We start from the raw sequence: 19,207 nt of genomic DNA, 5'->3' as shown, positions 1-19,207 counted from the left end.
GAAAAGAGATATGTTGAATCTAAACAAAGAAGAGGTACATTTTTTAGTAACAGCAGACATGAAAAAAGAGGTGGCGGATTTTCTGGAGACAGCGGACGCTAAAATAGCCCCCATTCTGGCTTATATCAAAGAGAATCAGGTGGAGCGTATCTGTTTTGTCGGCTGCGGAAGCTCCAGCGCTGCCGGCAGTACAGCAAAATACCTGGCGGACAAATACACGACACTGGCAGTAAATGCCTACACCGGGTGGGAATTCATAGATTCCATGCCGGTCTATGGTGACAGAAAAATGCTGGCGGTATTCATATCCCAGTCAGGCACCACGGAAGAAATCGTAAAAGGACTCAGAAAAGCCGGAAAGCAGGGAATCATGACAGTGGGTGTCTGCAATCAGAGGGAGGAGAATCCTCTGGGTCAGGAGGCAGACTTTGTGGTGGATTATCACGCAGAGGCCATGTGGGAATGCCAGCTTGCGGCGCTTTACACCCTGATCGCCCGCACTGCCATAGACCGCGGCGAGAGCACAGAGGTTATGGAAAAAATACTGTCCGATATGAAGCGCCTGCCCGAGGTGCTTGGATACCACATTGAAAACTTTGAAAAGAAGGCCCTGGAAATGACAAAACCCCTGCGAAGTCTGAAGGGATTTTACACAGTGTCAGCCAGCTCCATGGTCCCTCTTGCTTATAAGGAGGGCGTTATCACCGGCATGGAATTTCTCTGGTCTCACGGGGCGGTGATCCAGGCCGGTGAATTCCGTCACGGTCCCCTGGAGATCGTGGAATCAGGCGTTCCGTTTTTATTTTTGGTTCCCACAGATTCTGCCAGGGAGATCACACAGAGGGCACTGCAGTTTGTGGAGCGGTGGAAAGGAACCGCCATTGTGCTTGACTACGCGGATTTCGCTATGGGGCTTCACCCGGATCTGGCACCCTTTGTCATGTTCGTGCCGCTGGAGTGGTTCTGTTACTATTTCTCCGTGGTGAGGGATCACAATCCTGATGACCGGAGATATTACGGTGTGGTGGAATACTGATATAGTAAATAAATTTACTAACTGCATAAGAAAAGGGCTGTTTACCATGGAAAACAGCCCTTTTCTTTTATGTATATTTACTAAATATATGGGGTAGGAATTTATATAAAAGTCATAAAAATATCAGATATGCACAACAAATGCGGGAAAATACGAAATATATTGTTGACAAACCCCATTAATTCAAGTATTGTGAGGATGTAAGGAAGATACATATATTTACTAAACAAATAATATATTAACTAAACAAAACAGGCGTTAAGTAAGTAAGAGGTGGGGATATGGCTACAATACGGGATGTTGCACAGAGGGCCGGAGTATCAGCCGCATCCGTATCCAGGGTTTTGAAAAATGACACTACTTTCTCGGTCTCACAGAAGACCAAGGAAAGAATCCTGGAGGCGGCAGGCGAGCTGGGATACAATCGGTGTTTTGAATATTCCGCCATCCAGGGCACGAGAGGCACCATAGGCGTCATGCTCCTGTACGGCGAGACAGAGGAAGTGGAGGATAGGTTTTACCAGGTCATCCGCATGAACATTAAAATGGAGCTGGAGAAAAACGGTTTCAAGGTAAAAGAGGTGTTTGAGCCCATGCTGGATGCCAATGCATCCAGGATTTCAGGGTACCAGGGGCTTGTCTTTGTGGGTTACTCAACGCTCTGGTATCAGAAAAAGATATTCCGCCGGGCTGTGCTGGACTCCGGGCTGCCGGTGGTATGCGCTGACTTTCAGCTCAAAGACGAGAAGCTGGAAGCCGACTGTGTGGTAAATGATTTTAAACAGGCTGTGAAAAAAGCGCTGGACTTTTTTCTGAAAAAGGGATTTGACACCATTGGATATATGGGTACTTATGGGCTTGAAGTCAATGGAAAGCTCCACAGGGATGAACGGTTCCTGTATTTCCGCCAGATCATGAAAAGCCTGGAAAAATACGATGAAAAATATATTTACCTGGCCCAGTCCAATCATACCCAGTTCGGTTACCGTCTGGGAAAAGAGATCATCCGGAAGGGAAGGCTCCCCAGAGCTGTGTTTGTGGAGAACGACACCATGGCGATCGGCTTTTTAAAGGCTCTGGAGGAAGAAAAAATAGCAGTTCCGGGTGACGTGGCGATCATCGGCTGTAATGATGACCAGGCAGCGTCCTTTGTGACACCGGCTCTCTCCACAGTGAAGCTGCACAATGACCTGATTGGTATGATGGCAGCCAAAACACTGATGGAATGCCTTTGGACCGACAGGGAGCGGGGCTTGAAAATAGTGGTCCCGAATCAGTTGATACTCAGGGAAAGCTGTCCTGAATAAAAGAAGGGGGAAGAAATGGAATACTTATACAGACACAGGGATTGGAGCAATGTAGAGGTTCTTGGCAGGAACCGCCTTCCGGTCAGACCGTTTTACTGCGGTTATCCGGACAGGGAATCAGCCGTGAAAGGAAAGAGAGAGGAGAGCGGAAATTTCCGTCTGCTGAACGGACAGTGGAAATTCGCATATTATGAGTCTCCTTTCTATGTACCTGAAGAATGTGTGGAGGAAACTTATGATGACCGGGAATTTGCATTTATACCGGTTCCGGGACACTGGCAGTTAAATGGCTGTGATTTTCCCCATTACAATGACGCCATAGCACTTTTTCCCATCCTGGATGACCCGGGGATACAGGCGGACAACCCCACAGGCGTCTACCGCCATACCTTTTGTGAAGAGAAGCAGAAGGACAGGGAATATATCCTGCGGTTTGACGGTGTGGAGAGCGCTTACCATGTATGGCTCAACGGCATTTTTATAGGATACAGTCAGGGCTCCCGCAATACGGCGGAGTTTGATGTGACCGAGGCCTTAAAGGACGGGGACAATGTTCTGGCAGTAAAGGTTTACAAATTCTGTGACGGCAGCTATCTGGAAAACCAGGATATGTGGTGGTTTGCCGGAATCATCAGGGATGTATCTTTGATCAGCAGGCCGAAAATACACATGCTGGACTGCCGTATCACATCAGAGCTGCTGACGGAACAGCAGGACACCTGCAGTGTGCCGGGAAAGAGAGGGAAGTTCCGGCTGGAGGCTGTCTTTGAGAACCATACGGAAGATGAGGCAGAGCTTTCCGTAGAGACCGAGCTGCTTGACGGGGAACAGGTTATTTTTAAAGACACCCGCCGGATACGCGGCAGCAGAGGAGAAACAGACTATCTTGCAGAGGCAGGACCGGACAACATACGGCCCTGGTCAGCGGAACAGCCGAATCTGTACCGGCTGGTCATCACGCTTAAGAGAGAAGATGAGGTGGTGGAATCCTACGGCGAATGGGTGGGATTCAGAACGATTTGTCTGAGGGACGGCCTGTTTTGGGTAAACGGCAGAGCAATCAAATTAAAAGGCATAAACCGGCATGACTGGAATGAAAAGACAGGCAGATGCATTACAAAGGAAGATATGCTGGCAGACCTGTATCTGATGAAACAGTATAACATTAATGCCGTACGCACGGCTCATTATCCGCCGCACCCGGACTTCCTGGATCTGTGTGACCGTCTCGGCTTTTATGTCATGGAGGAGGCTGACCTGGAATGCAACCAGATGGCTTACACCAAAAACATGAACCGGATCAGTGATGATACCCTGTGGGAGAAGAGCTATGTGGACCGGGCTGAGCGCATGGTGAGAAGAGACAAGAACCATCCCAGCATCCTGTTCTGGTCACTGGGAAATGAATCGGGATTCGGAAGCAGCTTTGTTGCCAGCGGAAGGTTTATAAAAGCGTATGACCCCACCAGACTGGTGCACTATGAGGAGGACAGGGATGCCTCCATTGCAGATGTTTACAGCACTATGTACACCAGGCACAAAGCGTTGGAAGACCTGGGAAGAGACACTACCAGGAAGAAACCGCATGTGGTCTGCGAATATGCCCATGCCATGGGAAACGGCCCCGGCGGGCTGAAGGAATACTGGGAGATCTTTGAGCGGTACCCAAGGCTGCAGGGCGGCTTTATCTGGGAATGGATCGACCACGGAATCAAAAAATATGACAGGGAAGGCAAAAGCTGTTTTACATACGGCGGAGACTACGGGGATTATCCAAACAGCGGCGCGTTCTGCTGTGACGGCCTGGTGCAGGCAGACAGAAGACCGACTCCGGCTGTCCTGCAGGTGAAAAAAGTGATGGAGCCGGTGACCTTTTCCGGGTTTGATAAGGACACCGGAGAGATCACAGTACACAACAAATACGATTTTACGGATTTGTCCCATCTGGAAGGAACCTTCCGGGTCCATACACTGCAGGGAGTTTTATCGGAAGGAAAAGCAGATCTGGGCGGAATTGCCCCTCACGGCAGCAGGCGCATTGCGCTGTATGACCCGCAGACTGCAGAGGACTGGACAGAGACACAGGATATCTGGCTCACAATATCCGTACGCTTCAGAGAAAAGCAGGAATGGACCGAAGAAGAACACTACGAAGCAGCCTTCCATCAGGAGTGCATAAAAGAGGCAGAACCGGCAGCACATCCAGTTTCGGAGGGAACAGAATCCGGCGGTCTTTGTCTCACGGAAAAATGCGGAACCATCTATATAGAAGGGAAAAACTTCACCGCCGAGTTTGACAGAATCCACGGATATCTCAGCGGCTATACAGTAAACGGGGAGCGCCTGATCAGAAAGGGCCTTGGCCTGAACTTCTGGAGAGCTCCTGTTGACAATGACAAGAACGCTGCACAGATTTGGGAAAAAGGCATGCTGAAATCCATGACGAACATGGTGGAGAAGGTGACGGTGAGAGAACAGGAACAGGCTGTTTCCATCCTGGTTTCCCAGATATACGCGCCTATTACCGTGGACTGGAAAGTGATCGTGGAGGCGGAATACCGCATCACACCGGATGGACTGGTGACCGCCAGATACAGCGGTGTTCCCACAGGTGTCCAGCTTCCGGAGAGTTTCCCGCGGATCGGTATGCGGTTCGTGCTGGACAAATCCTGTGAGCAGGCTGTCTGGTATGGAAGAGGACCCCTGGAGACATACCCGGACTGCAGGGATGGAAATCCGGTGGGCTTATGGGAAAAACAGGTGGAGGATTTTTACTTCCCCTACGTGGTGCCCCAGGAGACAGGAAACCATCAGGATACCCGCTGGGCCGCGTTTCTCACAGATTCAGGCAGCGGAATCTGCATAGCATCAGAAGAAGTATTCTCCTTTGGCGCACTGCACTACACCCAGGAAGATCTGACACAGGCCTCCCACACAAACGAGCTGCACAGGACAGAACATATCCAATTGTCCGTAGACTATGCACAGCATGGGCTTGGAAGTGCGAGCTGGGGCGCTGAGTGTCTGGAAAAGGACAGGCTTTATCCCGAACCCTTTGCATTTACCTGGAAGATTTTCGGAGCAGAGCGGGAAGACCTTGCTAAGAAGGCGGAGCAATACAGGAGAAGGTAAGAAAGGAAGAGAAAAATGGCTGGGGGAAAAGAAAGAAAAAGAAACTTTGTGAACAAAAAAACGGCGCCGTACATATTTTTACTGCCGATGATAGTCCTGTTCGGGGTGTTCATGGTCTATCCGGTGATCAAATCGCTGGCGCTGAGCTTCTATGATTTTGAGGGCGGGGAGTACCTGTTCTGCGGAATCAACAACTATGTGACCATGTTCAGGGACCCGGTGTTCTGGAAGTCCCTGGGCAATACATTTATCTATCTGGCGATCCAGGTGCCTGTTATGGTGATCCTGTCCCTGATCCTGGGAGTTCTGGTGGAAGAGAATTTCCTGAAATTCAGGACCTGTTACCGAATCAGCGTGTTTCTGCCCTCTGTGACAGCACTGGTTGCCTATGCTATGATCTTTAAACTGCTGTTCAACACCGATTTCGGTCTGGTAAACCATTTTCTCCGCTCTGTAGGATGGAGCGGTGTGGACTGGCTGAATTCCGTGTGGGGCGCAAGGGCTGTTGTCATTATGGGCATCACCTGGAGGTGGACCGGCTATAACACCATTATCATGATCGCCGGGCTGAAGGGAATCCCCACAGAGCTTTACGAGTCAGCGGATATGGACGGGGCCTCTTTTTTACAGAAGTTTTTCCGGATCACCATTCCCATGGTAAAATCCATCATCCTGTTTGTAAGCATTACCTCCACGATCGGAACCCTGCAGTTGTTTGATGAGTCCTTTGTACTGACAAAAGGAGGGCCGGACAATGCCACCATAACCATTGGGCATTACCTGTACAACACCGGATTTTCGTATTACAAATTCGGGTATGCGGCAGCACTCAGCTATGCCCTGGTGATCATTATCGGCATACTGTCCTTTGTCCAGTTCAAGGCTACAAATGGAGGTGACAATTCGTGAAAACAACAGGAAAGAAGATAAGCGGACGCAAGGTTTTCACCTATGTGTTCCTGACCATAGCAGCACTGATCTCCCTGTTTCCCTTTTATTTCATGTTCGTGTCAGCCACGAACACCAATGCGGAGATCCTGAGCGCAGCGCCGAAACTGTTTTTCGGCTCCCATCTGGCAGAGAACTTTGCGAACCTGAACAAGAAAATGGACCTTGTGAGGATCCTTACCAATTCTACCATCATGACAGTCAGCTACACGGCCCTTGCCATAGTGCTGCACTCCATGGCGGGATATGCGCTGGCGAAGTTTGAATTTAAGGGAAAGGGCCTGTTGTTCGGCCTTATCATGATAACCATGATGATTCCCGCACAGGTAATGTATGTGCCGCTGTTCACGCTGATGAACAATATCGGCTGGGCCAATACCTATCAGGCGGTTGTGCTTCCCGGTCTTGCCGGAGCCTTCGGTATTTTCCTGATGCGGCAGAATATGCTGGCGTTCCCAACCTCCCTTATTGAGGCTGCCAGAATAGATGGCTGCGGGGAGATTGGTATTTTCCTGAAAGTGGTGCTCCCCTCACAGAAACCTGCGGTGGGTGCCTTGGGAATCTATATGTTCATGAGTATGTGGAACAATTTTATGTGGCCTTTGATCATTCTCAGTACAAAATCCATGTACAACTTCCCTGTAGCCCTGGCTATGCTGGATGGTGTGGCGTGGAGAAAAGACTACGGTGTGATCATGCTGGCGACCGTCTGCGCGGTTCTGCCTATTATGATCATCTTCCTGGTATTCCAGAAGCAGTTCGTGGCAGGCGTCATGGGCGGTGCGGTGAAAGAGTAGTGTATCTGATTCTGTAAAAAAATTTAAGGAGGAATAAAGAAATGAAAAAGAAACAAGCAGCGGCATTGGTAACAGCAGCAGTGATGGCATTGTCCCTGACAGCCTGCGGCGGGAGCGGCGGAGCGAAAAAGGAGGCTTCCGGTGATAAGGAAGGCGCACTCTCCGGTGAGATCACGATCTGGAGCTGGGACGTGGCACTGGCCCATCTGGAAGAGTGGGCGGAAAAGTTCCAGGAGGAAAACCCGGATGTGAGTTTTAACTTTGAGGAGATGGGCGTAGACCAGGTGTATCAGAAGATGACCACATGCCTGCAGTCAGGTATCGGACTTCCTGACATTGTGTCCATTGAAGGCGAACAGATGGCAAAGTTCGGAGAGAAATTCCCGGGAAAATTTGAAGAGTTCACAGATATGATCAACCCCGATGATTTCTTCCCCATCAAATTGTCAGAGTGCACGGTTGACGGCAAAGTTATTGCCTATCCCTGGGATTCCGGCCCGTGCGGCATGTTCTACAGAAGTGATCTGTTCGAGCAGGCAGGGATCAAGGCAGAGGATATTGTGACCTGGGACGATTTCATTGAAGCAGGAAAAGTTTTAAAAGACAAGACAGGAGCTGACATGCTGTGCATGGCGGAATCCAGAAATGATACTACATACAGGCTTCTCATGATGGAGGGCGGCGGCTTCTACTTTGACAAGGACGGCAACACCCAGGTGAATTCAGAAGCTTCCATCCAGGCTATGGAGACCTGTAAGAAAATGTACGACGCGGGCATTACCTTCAACAACTCCTCATGGGATGACATGGTAGCCGGCATGGGCGCAGACAAGTTCGCATGTATCGCAGACGCTGTCTGGATGGTTGGTTCCATCAAGGATGCGGTTCCCGACCAGGATGGCAAGTGGGCAGTTATGCCGCTGCCGAAGTTCCAGGCAGACTCGGAAAGCCAGGGCGCGTCAAACGGCGGTTCCGTTCTTGCCGTGCCTTCAGCCAGCAAGAGCGCTGAGGCGGCAAAGGCATTCGTAAAATACGTCATGGAGGACGTGGATGCCAATGTGGAAGGATTCCAGAATTACGGCCTGTACCCCTCTTACTTAAAAGCGCTGGAATCTGACGTGTTCAAAGAGGGAGATGAGTTCTTCGGAGGCCAGAAGATCTTTGACCTGTTCACAGAGATAGGAAAGACTGTCCCACAGGTAAATTACACAGCCAACTTTGCGGAGGCATTGGAAATGTCCAAGAACTCCATGGCAAAGGTTATGCTGAACAACGGTGACCCCACAGAAGTTCTCAATGCGGAACAGGAGGAAATGAAAGCAAAATTCGGCAAATAAAAGAATAGACAGCACATAAACTGGAAACGGGTGCCTTATGACACCCGTTTTCAAAAGGATGGAGGTTTCTGTGTACGGAAAAAAGGCTATAAAACGGGAAATTTATCAAATCATTATTCCGATGATACTGGAAAACATACTTCAGATCTCAGCTAACCTGGTGATCACGGCTATGGTGGGACGACTGCTTGCAAACGATATTTCCGCACAGGGAATCTGTATCCGGATCACGGATACCTTATGGTGCTTTTACAAGGGCGTGGCAATCGGTGCCACGGTCCTGATCGCCCGTGCATACGGCGCGGGGAGACATCAGGAGTGCAGGAAGATCGCGGAGCAGACCATGCTGACAGAGCTGATCATTGTACTTATCTTTCAGGTGGTGCTGTATTTTCAGGCACCGCTTTTTCTGGGATTTTTCTCAAAGGATGCCCAGATTCTGTCCCTGGCTCAGGGATATATGAAGACCATTGTGTTTGGATTTCCCTTTGTGGTGATCATGACCGTGGTAACGGCATCTTTCCAGGGGTACGGCAATACCAAGGTGCCCATGTATATTGCGGTGCTCATGAATGTGGTCAACATTGTGTGCGGATACTGCTTTATCTTCGGCGCTTTCGGCGTTCCAGGCATGGGAATCAAGGGGGCTGCGGCTGCCCTTGTGACTGCTCAGGCGGTGGGGGCGTGCACCGGGCTTTATCTGCTGTATAAAAAGAAGGGCGGGCTGTTCCGGAAAATGCCTGCAGCGCACCGGTTTTTCAGCTTTGACAGAAGATGTATTTATGACATATACACAACAGGGATTCCGGCAGCGCTGGAGAGTATGTTCTGGCAGTTCTCTGCCATTATTTTAAGCAAGGTGATCCTGTTTTACGGAAATCAGGCGTTTGCCGCATACCAGCTCGGCATACAGGCAGAGGAGATCACGGAGATGCCGGCCATCGGCTTCAGCACAGCATCCACCACACTGGCAGCGAGAGCCATCGGCAGGCAGGATGAGGAACTGCGGAAAATATATTTCAAAGAACTGCTGAAGGTCGGGGTTGTGATCAGTTCCATTACCTCTCTGCTTCTCATTTTCCTGCCCAGGTTCTTTATGACGCTGATGACAGACAAGCCGGAACTGCAGGCCATTGGCGTTGTGTATGTGTTTGTCATGGGATTTATCCAGATTCCCCAGAACCTGTCCAGGATATACAATGGGACCATCAGGGCCATGGGCTACAAAAATGCCCCCATGCTGGTGGCGGGATTCGGTATCTGGATCGTCAGGATCCCGCTGTGTATGCTGGCGGCCTATGTGTTGGGACTGCCGCTTACGGCTGTCTGGCTGATCATTGCAGTGGACCAGGTATCCAGATTCCTGCTCAGTGCAGTCCTGTATTACCGGATCAATAAAAAGCGGGAGCGAGCGCTTCAAACAGTGTAGAGGAAAGGAGGAGAAAATGAGCAGAGAATTTTTATATGAGCTGCTTTCAACAGCATCCGTCTCAGGGTTTGAGGAGGATATACAGAGAAAAGTTATGAAATACGCGGAGGGATTTGCGGATGAGATCTATACGGATGAGATCGCCGATGTGGTGAGTGTCATCAATCCGGCATCCCAAATTAAGGTCATGCTGTCCGCCCATATGGACGAGATCGGCCTGATGGTATCACATATAACGGAGAAGGGAATGCTCCATGTATCAAAAGCCGGCGGTATCTATCCCGGCACATATCCGGGGCAGAAAGTCAGAGTCATCCATAACGGAAAAGTTGTTTTCGGCGCAGTCCGCAATCACAGCTCCCTGAACAAGAAAGAGCCGGAGATCACGGATCTTATCATTGATATCGGAGCGGTTTCCAGGGAGGACGCCATGGAGGCGGCAGCACCGGGGGATCCGGTGATCTTTGACACAGATTACAGAGAGCTTCTGAATGACAGGCTCTGTGCCCGCGGACTGGATAACCGGCTGGGCGGGTACATTATACTGGAAGCAGCCAGAAAGGCAAAAGAAAAGGGCTGTACATGCGGCGTCTATGCAGCGGCCACGGTGGGTGAAGAGCTTACAAAACACGGCGCTTCCTGGTGCGCATCCCGGATCGCCCCCACTCTGGCGGTTGCAGTGGATGTGACATATACCAGCGACTATGAAGGGACAAGGGCCATTGAAAACGGAGAGATCGGGCTTGGGGGCGGACCTGTATTTCTGCAGAACTCCTTCAGCCATAAAATGCTGGTGGGGCGCCTGAAAAAGGCGGCGGAGAATCTGGATATAAGCTGCCAGTGGGAGAACGGCTGCGGCAGGACCTGCACAGACGCGGATGCTATCCACGTTGCCGGAAGGGGGATACCGACTACGGTTCTGTCCATACCCCTGCGCTACATGCATAATCCGGCAGAGGTGTGCAGTATGAGTGATGTACAGGCATGTATTGACGTGCTGGCGGAATTTTTATGCAGTATCGGGCCGGATATCTGTCTGAAGCCCCTGGAGGCGTGAGGCTGTTATGAAGAAATACATGGCAATTGCAGGACTGATCGTAGTCACGGTCATCTGGGGCGGTGGATTCGTAGCCAGTGATATGGCCCTTGACAGCCTTCTGCCTTTTCAGATCATGGCGATCCGTTTTCTTCTGGCCTCTGTGCTCATGGGAGGGATCAGCATCCGCAGCCTGAAAGGTGTGAAAAGGGAAGAATTAAAGGCAGGTGCGCTTATGGGGACTGCGCTTTTTCTCGGATTTTCCCTTCAGATCATAGGGCTTCAGTATACCACGCCGTCAAAGAATGCGTTTCTGACTGCGACGAATGTGGTGATCGTACCGTTTATCGCGTTTTTGATCTGCAGAAAGAAGGTGGGGCTGAAGGGGATAGCAGGCGCAGTGCTGGCAATTGCGGGGGTTGGTCTTCTGTCCCTGGATAAGGACTTATCCCTGGGCCTGGGGGACGGGCTGACGCTCATATGTGCAGTGGGATTTGCTTTCCAGATTTTCCTGACCAGTATCTTTGTAAAGAAATACAGGGCGTCTGTGCTGAATTTTGTTCAGATGTGTACAGCCGCTGTTTTGTCCCTGGTATTCATGGCAGCCTCCGGGCAGGTACAGTTTCAGGTCACTGCAAAGGGATGGGGCAGTGTACTCTACCTTGGGATCATAAGCACGACCATATGTTATCTTCTTCAGACCGCATGCCAGAAATATGTGGATGAGACCAAGGCGGCCATTATCCTGTCCATGGAATCTGTCTTCGGAACCTTATTTTCCGTAATCATTCTCCATGAGAGCATTACCCTGCGCATGATACTTGGATGCGTCATAATCCTGGGGGCTGTCATACTTGCGAATTCTGCCGGGGAGCCGGAGATGCCGGCAGAGGCGCGGGATATGTGAGAGGAATCTTCGTGAAGTGTTCCGCCGGGTACGGAGGGAACCGTATAAATCCGTTGCGGGCTTTCGGGTGATATGATAAGATGATGCTAAAGTGTTTACAATTGTATCATACAGAGAGGTAACTAAGATGGCTACAATAAAAGACATCGCAGATCGGACCGGATTTTCCACAGCAACTGTTTCCAGGGTTTTGAATTACGATGATACACTGAATGTGCAGGAAGAGACCAGAAAGAAGATATTCGACACGGCCAGGGAACTGCAGTATCAGTTAAAAGAGAGAAAGAGCAGAAAGCGCCGCCTTGCGGTGGGAGTCTATTACTCCTATACCAGGGAGGAGGAACTGCGGGATATCTATTATCTTACCGTCCGTCTTGCAGTGGAGAGAAAGCTGGAGGCGGAAAATATAGAATACCGCCAGATACAGAATCTGGAGGAACTGAAGGATCTGGCGGGGCTTGACGGGCTTCTGTGTCTGGGAACATTCAGCAGGAGCATGGTAAGGCAGATTGAGGCGTTTGGAAAGCCCACCGTATTTTTGGACGCCATGCCAAAGTCGGACAGGTTTGACTGCGTCGTCAATGATCTGGCAGGGTCTGTGGAAGCGGTCCTGGACTATCTGACCGAACTGGGCCACAGAAAAATAGCGTTCATTGGCGGTTACGAGGTGGACAGGGACGGCGAGGAAGTGTATGACAGCAGAATTGTGGCCTATAAAGAATATATGGACCGGACAGGTGAATTTCGGGAGTCTCTTGTGAGACTCGGGAGATTTACTCCTGAGGACGGTTATGTGCTGTGCCGTGAGCTTCTGGAGGAGAAGGAGAGGCCCACGGCTGTATTCGCCAGCAACGATGCGCTGGCAGTGGGGTGTTATCGGGCCATAAGCGAAAAAGGGCTGCAGATTCCGGGAGATATGAGTGTGGTGGGATATAATGACATATCCGTAGCCAATTATCTGGTTCCCTCCCTTACCACCGTGCGGCTTCACATGGAACTTTTAGGTGAGGAAGCAGTGCGTATCCTGGAGGAACACATAGCCTCCGGCAGAGAGATCGGATTGAAAATCATTGTGCCCGCCAGGCTTATCGTGCGCGGCAGCACAGGCAGGGTTAAATAAAAAGGTTGGTATGCTCCATACAAAAATGCAGTTTTCAAATTTTCCATTTTTGTAATGCAGTGCTCTATCATCTTCTGTCCTGATTGACTACAATAATATTATTAAGAGAGAAGTGTATTATTGGTGTAAAAAGGACAGGAGGTATTTTGTATGGTATCGAAATTTATGCAGACAGCGGCAAACAGGGATTATTCCAAACATTGGCAGGCAGAGGGAAGTTTTCCGTGGATTTTCCAGCAGCCGAAGCCACCCATTGAGAAACGGCCCATCAGCGTGAGGGAAAACTATATCCGGTGCGTAAAAGGGGAAGAGCCTTACTGGATGCCGGCGTATTTTTATGAATCCAATACAGTTTGGCCGGACGCCATGGAGGAACACCCGGTTCCGGAGGTGGATGGTTATGACTGGTGGGGCGTTGACTGGTTCATGGTGGAGGGAATCAACGGTATGATCACCCGTCCCGGAACCCGTACCATCTCTGACTTTGCAAAATGGAAGGAAGAGCTTGCGTGGCCGGATCTGTCAGTTGTGGATTTCAAGGCTGACGGCGAGAAGCTGCAGAAGGCATTGGACCCTGACAGGCCTCATATTTACGAGTGCGTGGAAGGTGTTTTTGAGAGGCTGCATGAGCTGATTCCTTTTGATGAATCCCTGGTGGCTTTCTATGAGGAGCCGGAGCTTCTGGAGGAGTTTTTCCAGAAAATGGCGGACTATAAGATTGAGAGTACAGAGCAGATCTTCAAATATTACGGCAGAGTGGACGGCGTTCTCTATCACGATGACTGGGGAACCCAGCGGAGCGGATTTTTCTCCAACGAAATGTTCCGGGAACAGCTTATGCCGGCTACATCCCGTTATCTGAAATTCGTAAAAGACCAGGGCAAATTCATAGAACTGCACTCCTGCGGACGCAATATGCAGTATGTGCCGGAAATGCTGGAGATGGGCATTGATATGTGGACACCTCAGGCAAACGCAAATGATCCGGATTTCCTGCACAACACCTATGGAAAACAGATGACCTTCTGTTTCCCCGTCAATATCGGTGCGGACTGGGATGAAAAGCAGATCCGTGCGGCAATCCGCGACTATGTGGATCACTTCGGAGAGAACGGCAGAATGATGGCGTGGATCATGACAGAGACCCCGGACCCTGTAAAAGAAGAGATTGCCAGAGACGAGCTGTATCACTATTCTCTGGAGTATTATAATAAGCTGTACCACAGATAAAATGAGATTACCCAGTGGCAGGAAGCGTAAATCCAGGTTTTGGATTTACGCTTTTTTAGTTTGCCAATGCGCCGCTCTCCGGAAGCCTGGGCAGGCGGACAGGTCACAGAGAGGGGCATATGTGTGATTTGTACAAGCTAAAACTGCCTTTCTATTGGGAGAATCGCTGAAAATTGTCAATACATTAAAATAACACTTACAATAATTTCTGAAAGGTGCTATACTAAGACTGTAGGAACTCGCATTGATAAGCCTTGTCTTGCCCTTTTCGGCAGGTCAGGGCTTTTCTGGATATGGAAGGAGCGTGCCGTATGATACAGGAAGGCGATATTGTAGTTTTTAAATGCAGGGGATTGTATAAGGTTCAAAAAGTGGGAACTCTGGATTTTTCGGGGGCTGACAGGAAGAAAATATACTATACCATGCAGTCTGTGGATGATGAAAAGGAGAAGGCATACATCCCTGTGGAAGGTGAACACAATATCAGAAGACCTGCGACAAGAGAAGAGGCACTGACATTGATTGACGAGATGGATGACATTGATATTCTCTGGGTTACAAATGAGCGGATGAGGGAGCGGGAATACAAGACCTGCATTTCAAGCTGCGAATGTGAAGCATGGGTGAAAATTCTGAAAACACTGTACCAGAGAACCACGAAGAGAGGCTCTATTACCAGTATGGATAAAAAGTACCGCCAGATAGCGGAGAAAGCGCTGTACAGTGAATTCGCATATGCGCTCGACATTTCCGCTGATGAAGTGGATGGCTTTATAAAGGACAGAAAAAATTTATAATAACAGACTAGACGAAGTAAAATTCCTGTGCGCCTTCATGGTGCACAGGAATTTTACTTTGCGGCATTTACCAGCAGTTTTTACATCTTTCATACCGGCCCTCGGCCTGGGAAAGCGGAACCTGGCGGGCATTGTCGGGATTCATATTGCCGCAGTTGGGTATGCTGTGGTATTTTTCGCCGGTCGCCGAGAGCCAGACCATCTGCTCTACGGGCTGGGCTGCAGCGGCCTCTGCCTCTTGGGCTGCAGCTTCTGCTTCAGCCTGGAGTCTTGCCTCCTCAGCCGCCTGCTGCTGGGCTTCGGCTTCCGCCTGGAGCCTTGCCTCCTCCTCAGCCTGCTGTTTTGCGGCAGCTTCAGCCTGGAGCCTTGCCTCTTCCTCAGCCTGTTTTTTGGCCTCGGCTTCTGCCTTTTGTTTAGCCTCTTCTTCGGCCTGTTTTTTGGCCTCGGCTTCTGCTTTTTGTTTTGCCTCTTTCTCGGCCTGCTTTTTGGCCTCGGCTTCTGCCTTTTGTTTAGCCTTTTCTTCGGCCTGTTTTTTAGCCTCGGCTTCGGCCTTTTGCTGTGCCTTGGCTTCGGCTTTCTTATCCGTAACAGAGATATGTATGGCGTTGCTGCTTTTGCCGTCCTCTGTCTTTAGATAGACATTGCTTTCCCCTGTCTTTCCTGAGCTTTTGATAACTCCGGAGGTCTCGCCCTTAGAATAATCAAGGGTCAAAAGGCCGTTATCTGTTACCAGTTCAAGATTTTTGAGGCGTGCATCCTCAGGCTGGACCTGAATGTTGATTGGATATTCTGCATTCACATCCATCTCATAGTTGGATGTGGGAGATATGGATATCTTTTCAACCGCAGGGCCGGATGCCTGGGCGTAGCCGAAGGTACCAAGTGACAACAGAGAAAGAACGCCCAGTGCCGCAGTGTATTTTTTCTTCCTGAGCGGTTCCTCCCTGAATTTTCTCCGGTACAAAAAGACTGCCGGGATCAGCAGTATCCATGCGTAGGGCAGCAGACTCAGCAGCACCCCGAGAAATACCAGTACTAAAAATATTTTTACCAGTGTTTTGCCCATAAAATTTCCCCCTTTTATTACTATTCTAACACAAAAATATAATAAAAAAAGAGTTGTAATGCAGGAAATATAGGATTTATGGTTGACAGGGATTGTATAATAAAATTACGGATAAAAATGAGACACAGAGGAGGAGAATTTATGGGTATTAATGTCCGAAAGTTTGAGAAAAAAGACATAGAGAGTATGATTTCCATATGGAACGAAGTGGTGGAGGAGGGCGTGGCTTACCCGCAGTTGGATTTGCTGGATGAGAAAACGGGCGCGGAATTTTTCTGCTGCCAGACATACTGCGGGGTGGCGGAGGACGCAGAGACAGGTGAGATTCTGGGACTGTATATTCTGCATCCGAACAATGTGGGCAGATGCGGCCATATATCCAACGCCAGTTATGCGGTGAAGTCTGCAGCCAGGGGAAAACACATCGGGGAGATGCTGGTAAAGGACTGTCTCACACAGGGCCGCATGTGCGGATTCCGGATTCTGCAGTTTAATGCTGTTGTGAGGACTAACAGGGCAGCACGGCATCTGTATGAAAAACTGGGATTTAAACAACTGGGCGTCATTCCCGGCGGCTTTCTGATGAAGGATGGGCACTATGAAGATATATGTCCATATTACAGGGAATTGTAAATGAAAAAGGGAGCATCTGTCCAAAGGAGTCAGGCACACCGGTGCCTGGCTTTTTTTTCTGCTGCTGCTCGGGAGAATTATTTTGGGTTTTGCTGTACGGAAAACGCTGTCTGTAGAACGGATTTTAATCCAATACAAATAAAATTTATCGTAAAACAATAAAAACATATTGACTTTACGATTCGCAAGCAATATAATGGAGCCAGAAAGGACAGAAATCATTTATCTATTTTGAAACTGCAGGAGGAGAATCATGAAGCAAACAGAAATGTCAAAGTATTTGAAATTAATAACAGCCGGAACCGGAATCTTGTTTCTGGCGCTGGTGGCGTGGTTTTTGCCCTCGGTACTGAGGCAGGTGCTGGACGGACAGGCGGGAAAAGGTGTGTATTGGGGAACCTGTATCTTCATCTGGATAACAGCGATTCCCTGTTTCCTATGTTTGGTCAAATTCTGGGGCGTATGCAGCAGGATCGGGGAGAACAAGTCTTTCTGCCGGGAAAACGCAGAGGCGCTTAAGCAGATGAGCCACTATACACTGGCTGACAGTGTGCTTTACGCCCTGTTTCTGGCAATGTTCTGTGTTCTGGGGTGGTATTCTCTGGGGATCGGCTATTTATTCGGCATTGTTTTGATTTTGTTTATCTGCATTACACTCACAGTCCTGTGTGCTGCCCTGTCCCATTTGGTCTATAATGCAAGCCAAATACAGGAAGACCAGGATCTGACCATATAGGAGGGACAGAAGATGGCGATTATTATTAATATAGATGTTATGCTTGCGAAGCGGAAAATGAGCGTCACGGAACTGTCTGAGCGTGTGGGAATCACAATGGCCAATATTTCGGTATTGAAAAACGGCAAAGCCAAAGCGATAAAGATCAGCACATTAAACAGTATCTGCAAGGCCCTGGAATGCCAGCCCGGAGATATTCTGGAGTATGTGGACGATTAATATATGGGTAGTTATCAAACGCTCACGGCAGTTTGGGGTTAAAAAATCAGAAGTGAGAAAGGAGCAGTAAAATATGAATACGGAAAAACAAATGCCGGCAGGCAGTGAGAACGGTCTGCCCTGTGAAAGTGCGCCTGTTTTTGAGGAAAATGAGTGGATAAAGGCAAAACCCATAGAGGCGGATGGAAAAGATAAATGTTTTGCCTGGCTGTATTTGTTGGTGGGATATGGGTTTGTATATACCTTTACCAGCATGGAGTTCGGCAGTCATCTGGCATTTTATACTGCTGCATATGCGGCTGCAGTACTGGCCTATATTTTCCTGAAGGGGGGACGTCCGGGACGGGAGAGCTGGTTCTGGATGGTCATTATGCTGGGCGTTGGAGTGCCGTATGCCTTTTGGAGCGCCATGCCGTTTCTGCAGGTCCCAATGCTGATCGTATGTGCGGCCTACTGGACACTGCTTATATCCGGCAGTCTTCTGGAAAAGGATAAGACGTCGGAGTGGGTTGTGTTTGACGGATGGAATGCATTGCTGCGGGTGCCTTTCGGTAACTTCGGATGTGGTTTTAAGATTATAACGGGAATACACGAGGACAGGGATACGGACGAGGAGTTTCAAAAGAAGGGCAGAGGGAAGGATATCCGCTATATTATCCTGGGCATTATCATAGCTGTCCCTGTTCTGCTCCTTGTGCTTCCCCTGTTGTCTAGTGCGGATGAAGGGTTTCAGAGGCTGATGCAGAACAGTGGTTTGTATATCCAGGAGCACTTTTTGTATACTCTTGCCAGGATGATACTTTCCCTGCCTGTTTCGGCATATTTATTCGGACTGATTTACGGTGGAATCCATAAGAGAAATACGGACTGCATTGACAAAGAGGAGCTCCGGGAAACCTCCCGCTCTATCCGGATCGTGCCCAATACGGCCGTCACTACAGCCATACTGATCGTATGCGCCATTTATCTGCTGTTCATAGGGCTGCAGGGAAAATATCTGTTTTCCGCCTTTGCCGGAATCCGGCCGGAGAACTTTACCTATGCGGAATATGCCAGGAGAGGATTTTTTGAACTCTGCCAGATCGCTGCGCTGAATCTGGTCCTTCTGCTGGGAGCCAATTTGTTTTCCAGAAAAGGAAAAGAGAGCAGTGCAGTGCTGCGCTGGCTCAATGTCCTTCTTTCTGTACTCACTCTGCTTCTTATACTGACTGCCATGAGTAAAATGGTGCTTTATATAGCCGCCTTTGGCTTTACCATCAAGAGGGTACTGACAATGGTGTTTATGATCTGGATGGCAGTGGTGTTTACACTGGTTATTGTGCGCCAGTGGAGAACGTTTCCCATGGTACGGATCAGTGTTATAACGGGAGCCGTTTTATACTGCATGCTCTGTGTACTTCCGGTTGAATATATGATGGATTCTTATAATCAGATATATTTTCCGGAGCAGATAACAGAAGAAAACATATATTAGACA

The 19,207-nt window shown here is 49.3% G+C and carries 17 protein-coding genes; 16 read left to right on the top strand and 1 reads right to left on the bottom strand.

Going from position 1 to position 19,207, the window contains the following annotated elements; genetic code table 11:
• The first annotated feature begins 10 nt into the window (after window positions 1-10).
• The 12 genes from V8Q34_RS14060 (at window position 11) to V8Q34_RS14005 (ending at window position 15,076) form a co-directional block, all read left to right on the top strand.
• Window positions 11-1,036, top strand: coding sequence for an SIS domain-containing protein (locus V8Q34_RS14060; RefSeq protein WP_103731316.1), 1,026 nt, complete (start codon window positions 11-13; stop codon window positions 1,034-1,036).
• Between the two features lie 281 nt (window positions 1,037-1,317).
• Window positions 1,318-2,343, top strand: coding sequence for a LacI family DNA-binding transcriptional regulator (locus V8Q34_RS14055; protein ID WP_033139889.1), 1,026 nt, complete (start codon window positions 1,318-1,320; stop codon window positions 2,341-2,343).
• A 15-nt stretch (window positions 2,344-2,358) separates the two neighbouring features.
• Complete coding sequence (locus tag V8Q34_RS14050; protein ID WP_227245774.1) at window positions 2,359-5,475, top strand: glycoside hydrolase family 2 TIM barrel-domain containing protein; 3,117 nt, start codon at window positions 2,359-2,361, stop codon at window positions 5,473-5,475.
• Between the two features lie 15 nt (window positions 5,476-5,490).
• The gene (locus tag V8Q34_RS14045; RefSeq protein ID WP_033139887.1) at window positions 5,491-6,384 is read left to right on the top strand and encodes a carbohydrate ABC transporter permease; all 894 of its coding nucleotides are present in this window, start codon (window positions 5,491-5,493) and stop codon (window positions 6,382-6,384) included.
• On the top strand, window positions 6,381-7,220 hold the full coding sequence (locus tag V8Q34_RS14040) for a carbohydrate ABC transporter permease (RefSeq protein ID WP_081960153.1): 840 nt from the start codon (window positions 6,381-6,383) through the stop codon (window positions 7,218-7,220). Before V8Q34_RS14045 ends, V8Q34_RS14040 begins: the two co-directional genes overlap by 4 nt.
• 41 nt (window positions 7,221-7,261) lie before the next feature.
• On the top strand, window positions 7,262-8,557 hold the full coding sequence (locus tag V8Q34_RS14035; RefSeq protein ID WP_033139886.1) for an ABC transporter substrate-binding protein: 1,296 nt from the start codon (window positions 7,262-7,264) through the stop codon (window positions 8,555-8,557).
• 70 nt (window positions 8,558-8,627) lie between these two features.
• A complete protein-coding gene (locus V8Q34_RS14030) occupies window positions 8,628-9,986 on the top strand; it encodes an MATE family efflux transporter (RefSeq protein ID WP_158587275.1) in 1,359 nt (452 codons plus the stop codon).
• A 16-nt stretch (window positions 9,987-10,002) separates the two neighbouring features.
• Window positions 10,003-11,043: a M20/M25/M40 family metallo-hydrolase gene (locus V8Q34_RS14025; protein WP_033139885.1), complete on the top strand. Its 1,041-nt coding sequence runs from the start codon at window positions 10,003-10,005 to the stop codon at window positions 11,041-11,043.
• A 7-nt stretch (window positions 11,044-11,050) separates the two neighbouring features.
• Complete coding sequence (locus tag V8Q34_RS14020; RefSeq protein WP_033139884.1) at window positions 11,051-11,929, top strand: DMT family transporter; 879 nt, start codon at window positions 11,051-11,053, stop codon at window positions 11,927-11,929.
• A 127-nt stretch (window positions 11,930-12,056) separates the two neighbouring features.
• The gene (locus V8Q34_RS14015; RefSeq protein ID WP_227245769.1) at window positions 12,057-13,049 is read left to right on the top strand and encodes a LacI family DNA-binding transcriptional regulator; all 993 of its coding nucleotides are present in this window, start codon (window positions 12,057-12,059) and stop codon (window positions 13,047-13,049) included.
• Window positions 13,050-13,199: 150 nt separating this feature from the next.
• Entirely contained in the window at window positions 13,200-14,279 is a 1,080-nt protein-coding gene (locus tag V8Q34_RS14010) for a uroporphyrinogen decarboxylase family protein (RefSeq protein ID WP_033139882.1), read from the top strand.
• Between the two features lie 311 nt (window positions 14,280-14,590).
• Window positions 14,591-15,076, top strand: a complete 486-nt coding sequence (locus tag V8Q34_RS14005; protein ID WP_033139881.1) for a CarD family transcriptional regulator — start codon at window positions 14,591-14,593, stop codon at window positions 15,074-15,076.
• A 67-nt stretch (window positions 15,077-15,143) separates the two neighbouring features.
• On the opposite strand, the gene V8Q34_RS14000 is transcribed toward V8Q34_RS14005, so the two are convergent.
• On the bottom strand, window positions 15,144-16,142 hold the full coding sequence (locus V8Q34_RS14000; RefSeq protein WP_052099029.1) for a hypothetical protein: 999 nt from the start codon (window positions 16,140-16,142) through the stop codon (window positions 15,144-15,146).
• 141 nt (window positions 16,143-16,283) lie between these two features.
• Between V8Q34_RS14000 and V8Q34_RS13995 the strand changes: the two genes are divergently transcribed.
• The 4 genes from V8Q34_RS13995 to V8Q34_RS13980 all read left to right on the top strand — a co-directional run bounded on the left by V8Q34_RS13995 (window position 16,284) and on the right by V8Q34_RS13980 (window position 19,204).
• A complete protein-coding gene (locus tag V8Q34_RS13995; protein WP_335835719.1) occupies window positions 16,284-16,775 on the top strand; it encodes a GNAT family N-acetyltransferase in 492 nt (163 codons plus the stop codon).
• Between the two features lie 253 nt (window positions 16,776-17,028).
• On the top strand, window positions 17,029-17,511 hold the full coding sequence (locus tag V8Q34_RS13990; protein WP_052099028.1) for a DUF2975 domain-containing protein: 483 nt from the start codon (window positions 17,029-17,031) through the stop codon (window positions 17,509-17,511).
• A 12-nt stretch (window positions 17,512-17,523) separates the two neighbouring features.
• A complete protein-coding gene (locus V8Q34_RS13985; protein ID WP_033139879.1) occupies window positions 17,524-17,730 on the top strand; it encodes a helix-turn-helix domain-containing protein in 207 nt (68 codons plus the stop codon).
• Between the two features lie 73 nt (window positions 17,731-17,803).
• Window positions 17,804-19,204, top strand: a complete 1,401-nt coding sequence (locus tag V8Q34_RS13980; protein WP_335835718.1) for a DUF4153 domain-containing protein — start codon at window positions 17,804-17,806, stop codon at window positions 19,202-19,204.
• Window positions 19,205-19,207: the final 3 nt, after the last annotated feature.

Origin of the sequence: Blautia sp. JLR.GB0024 (assembly GCF_037000545.1) — a bacterium.
GTDB classification, from domain to species: domain Bacteria; phylum Bacillota; class Clostridia; order Lachnospirales; family Lachnospiraceae; genus Blautia; species Blautia celeris.
This window is presented reverse-complemented; position numbering and strand designations above follow the sequence as displayed.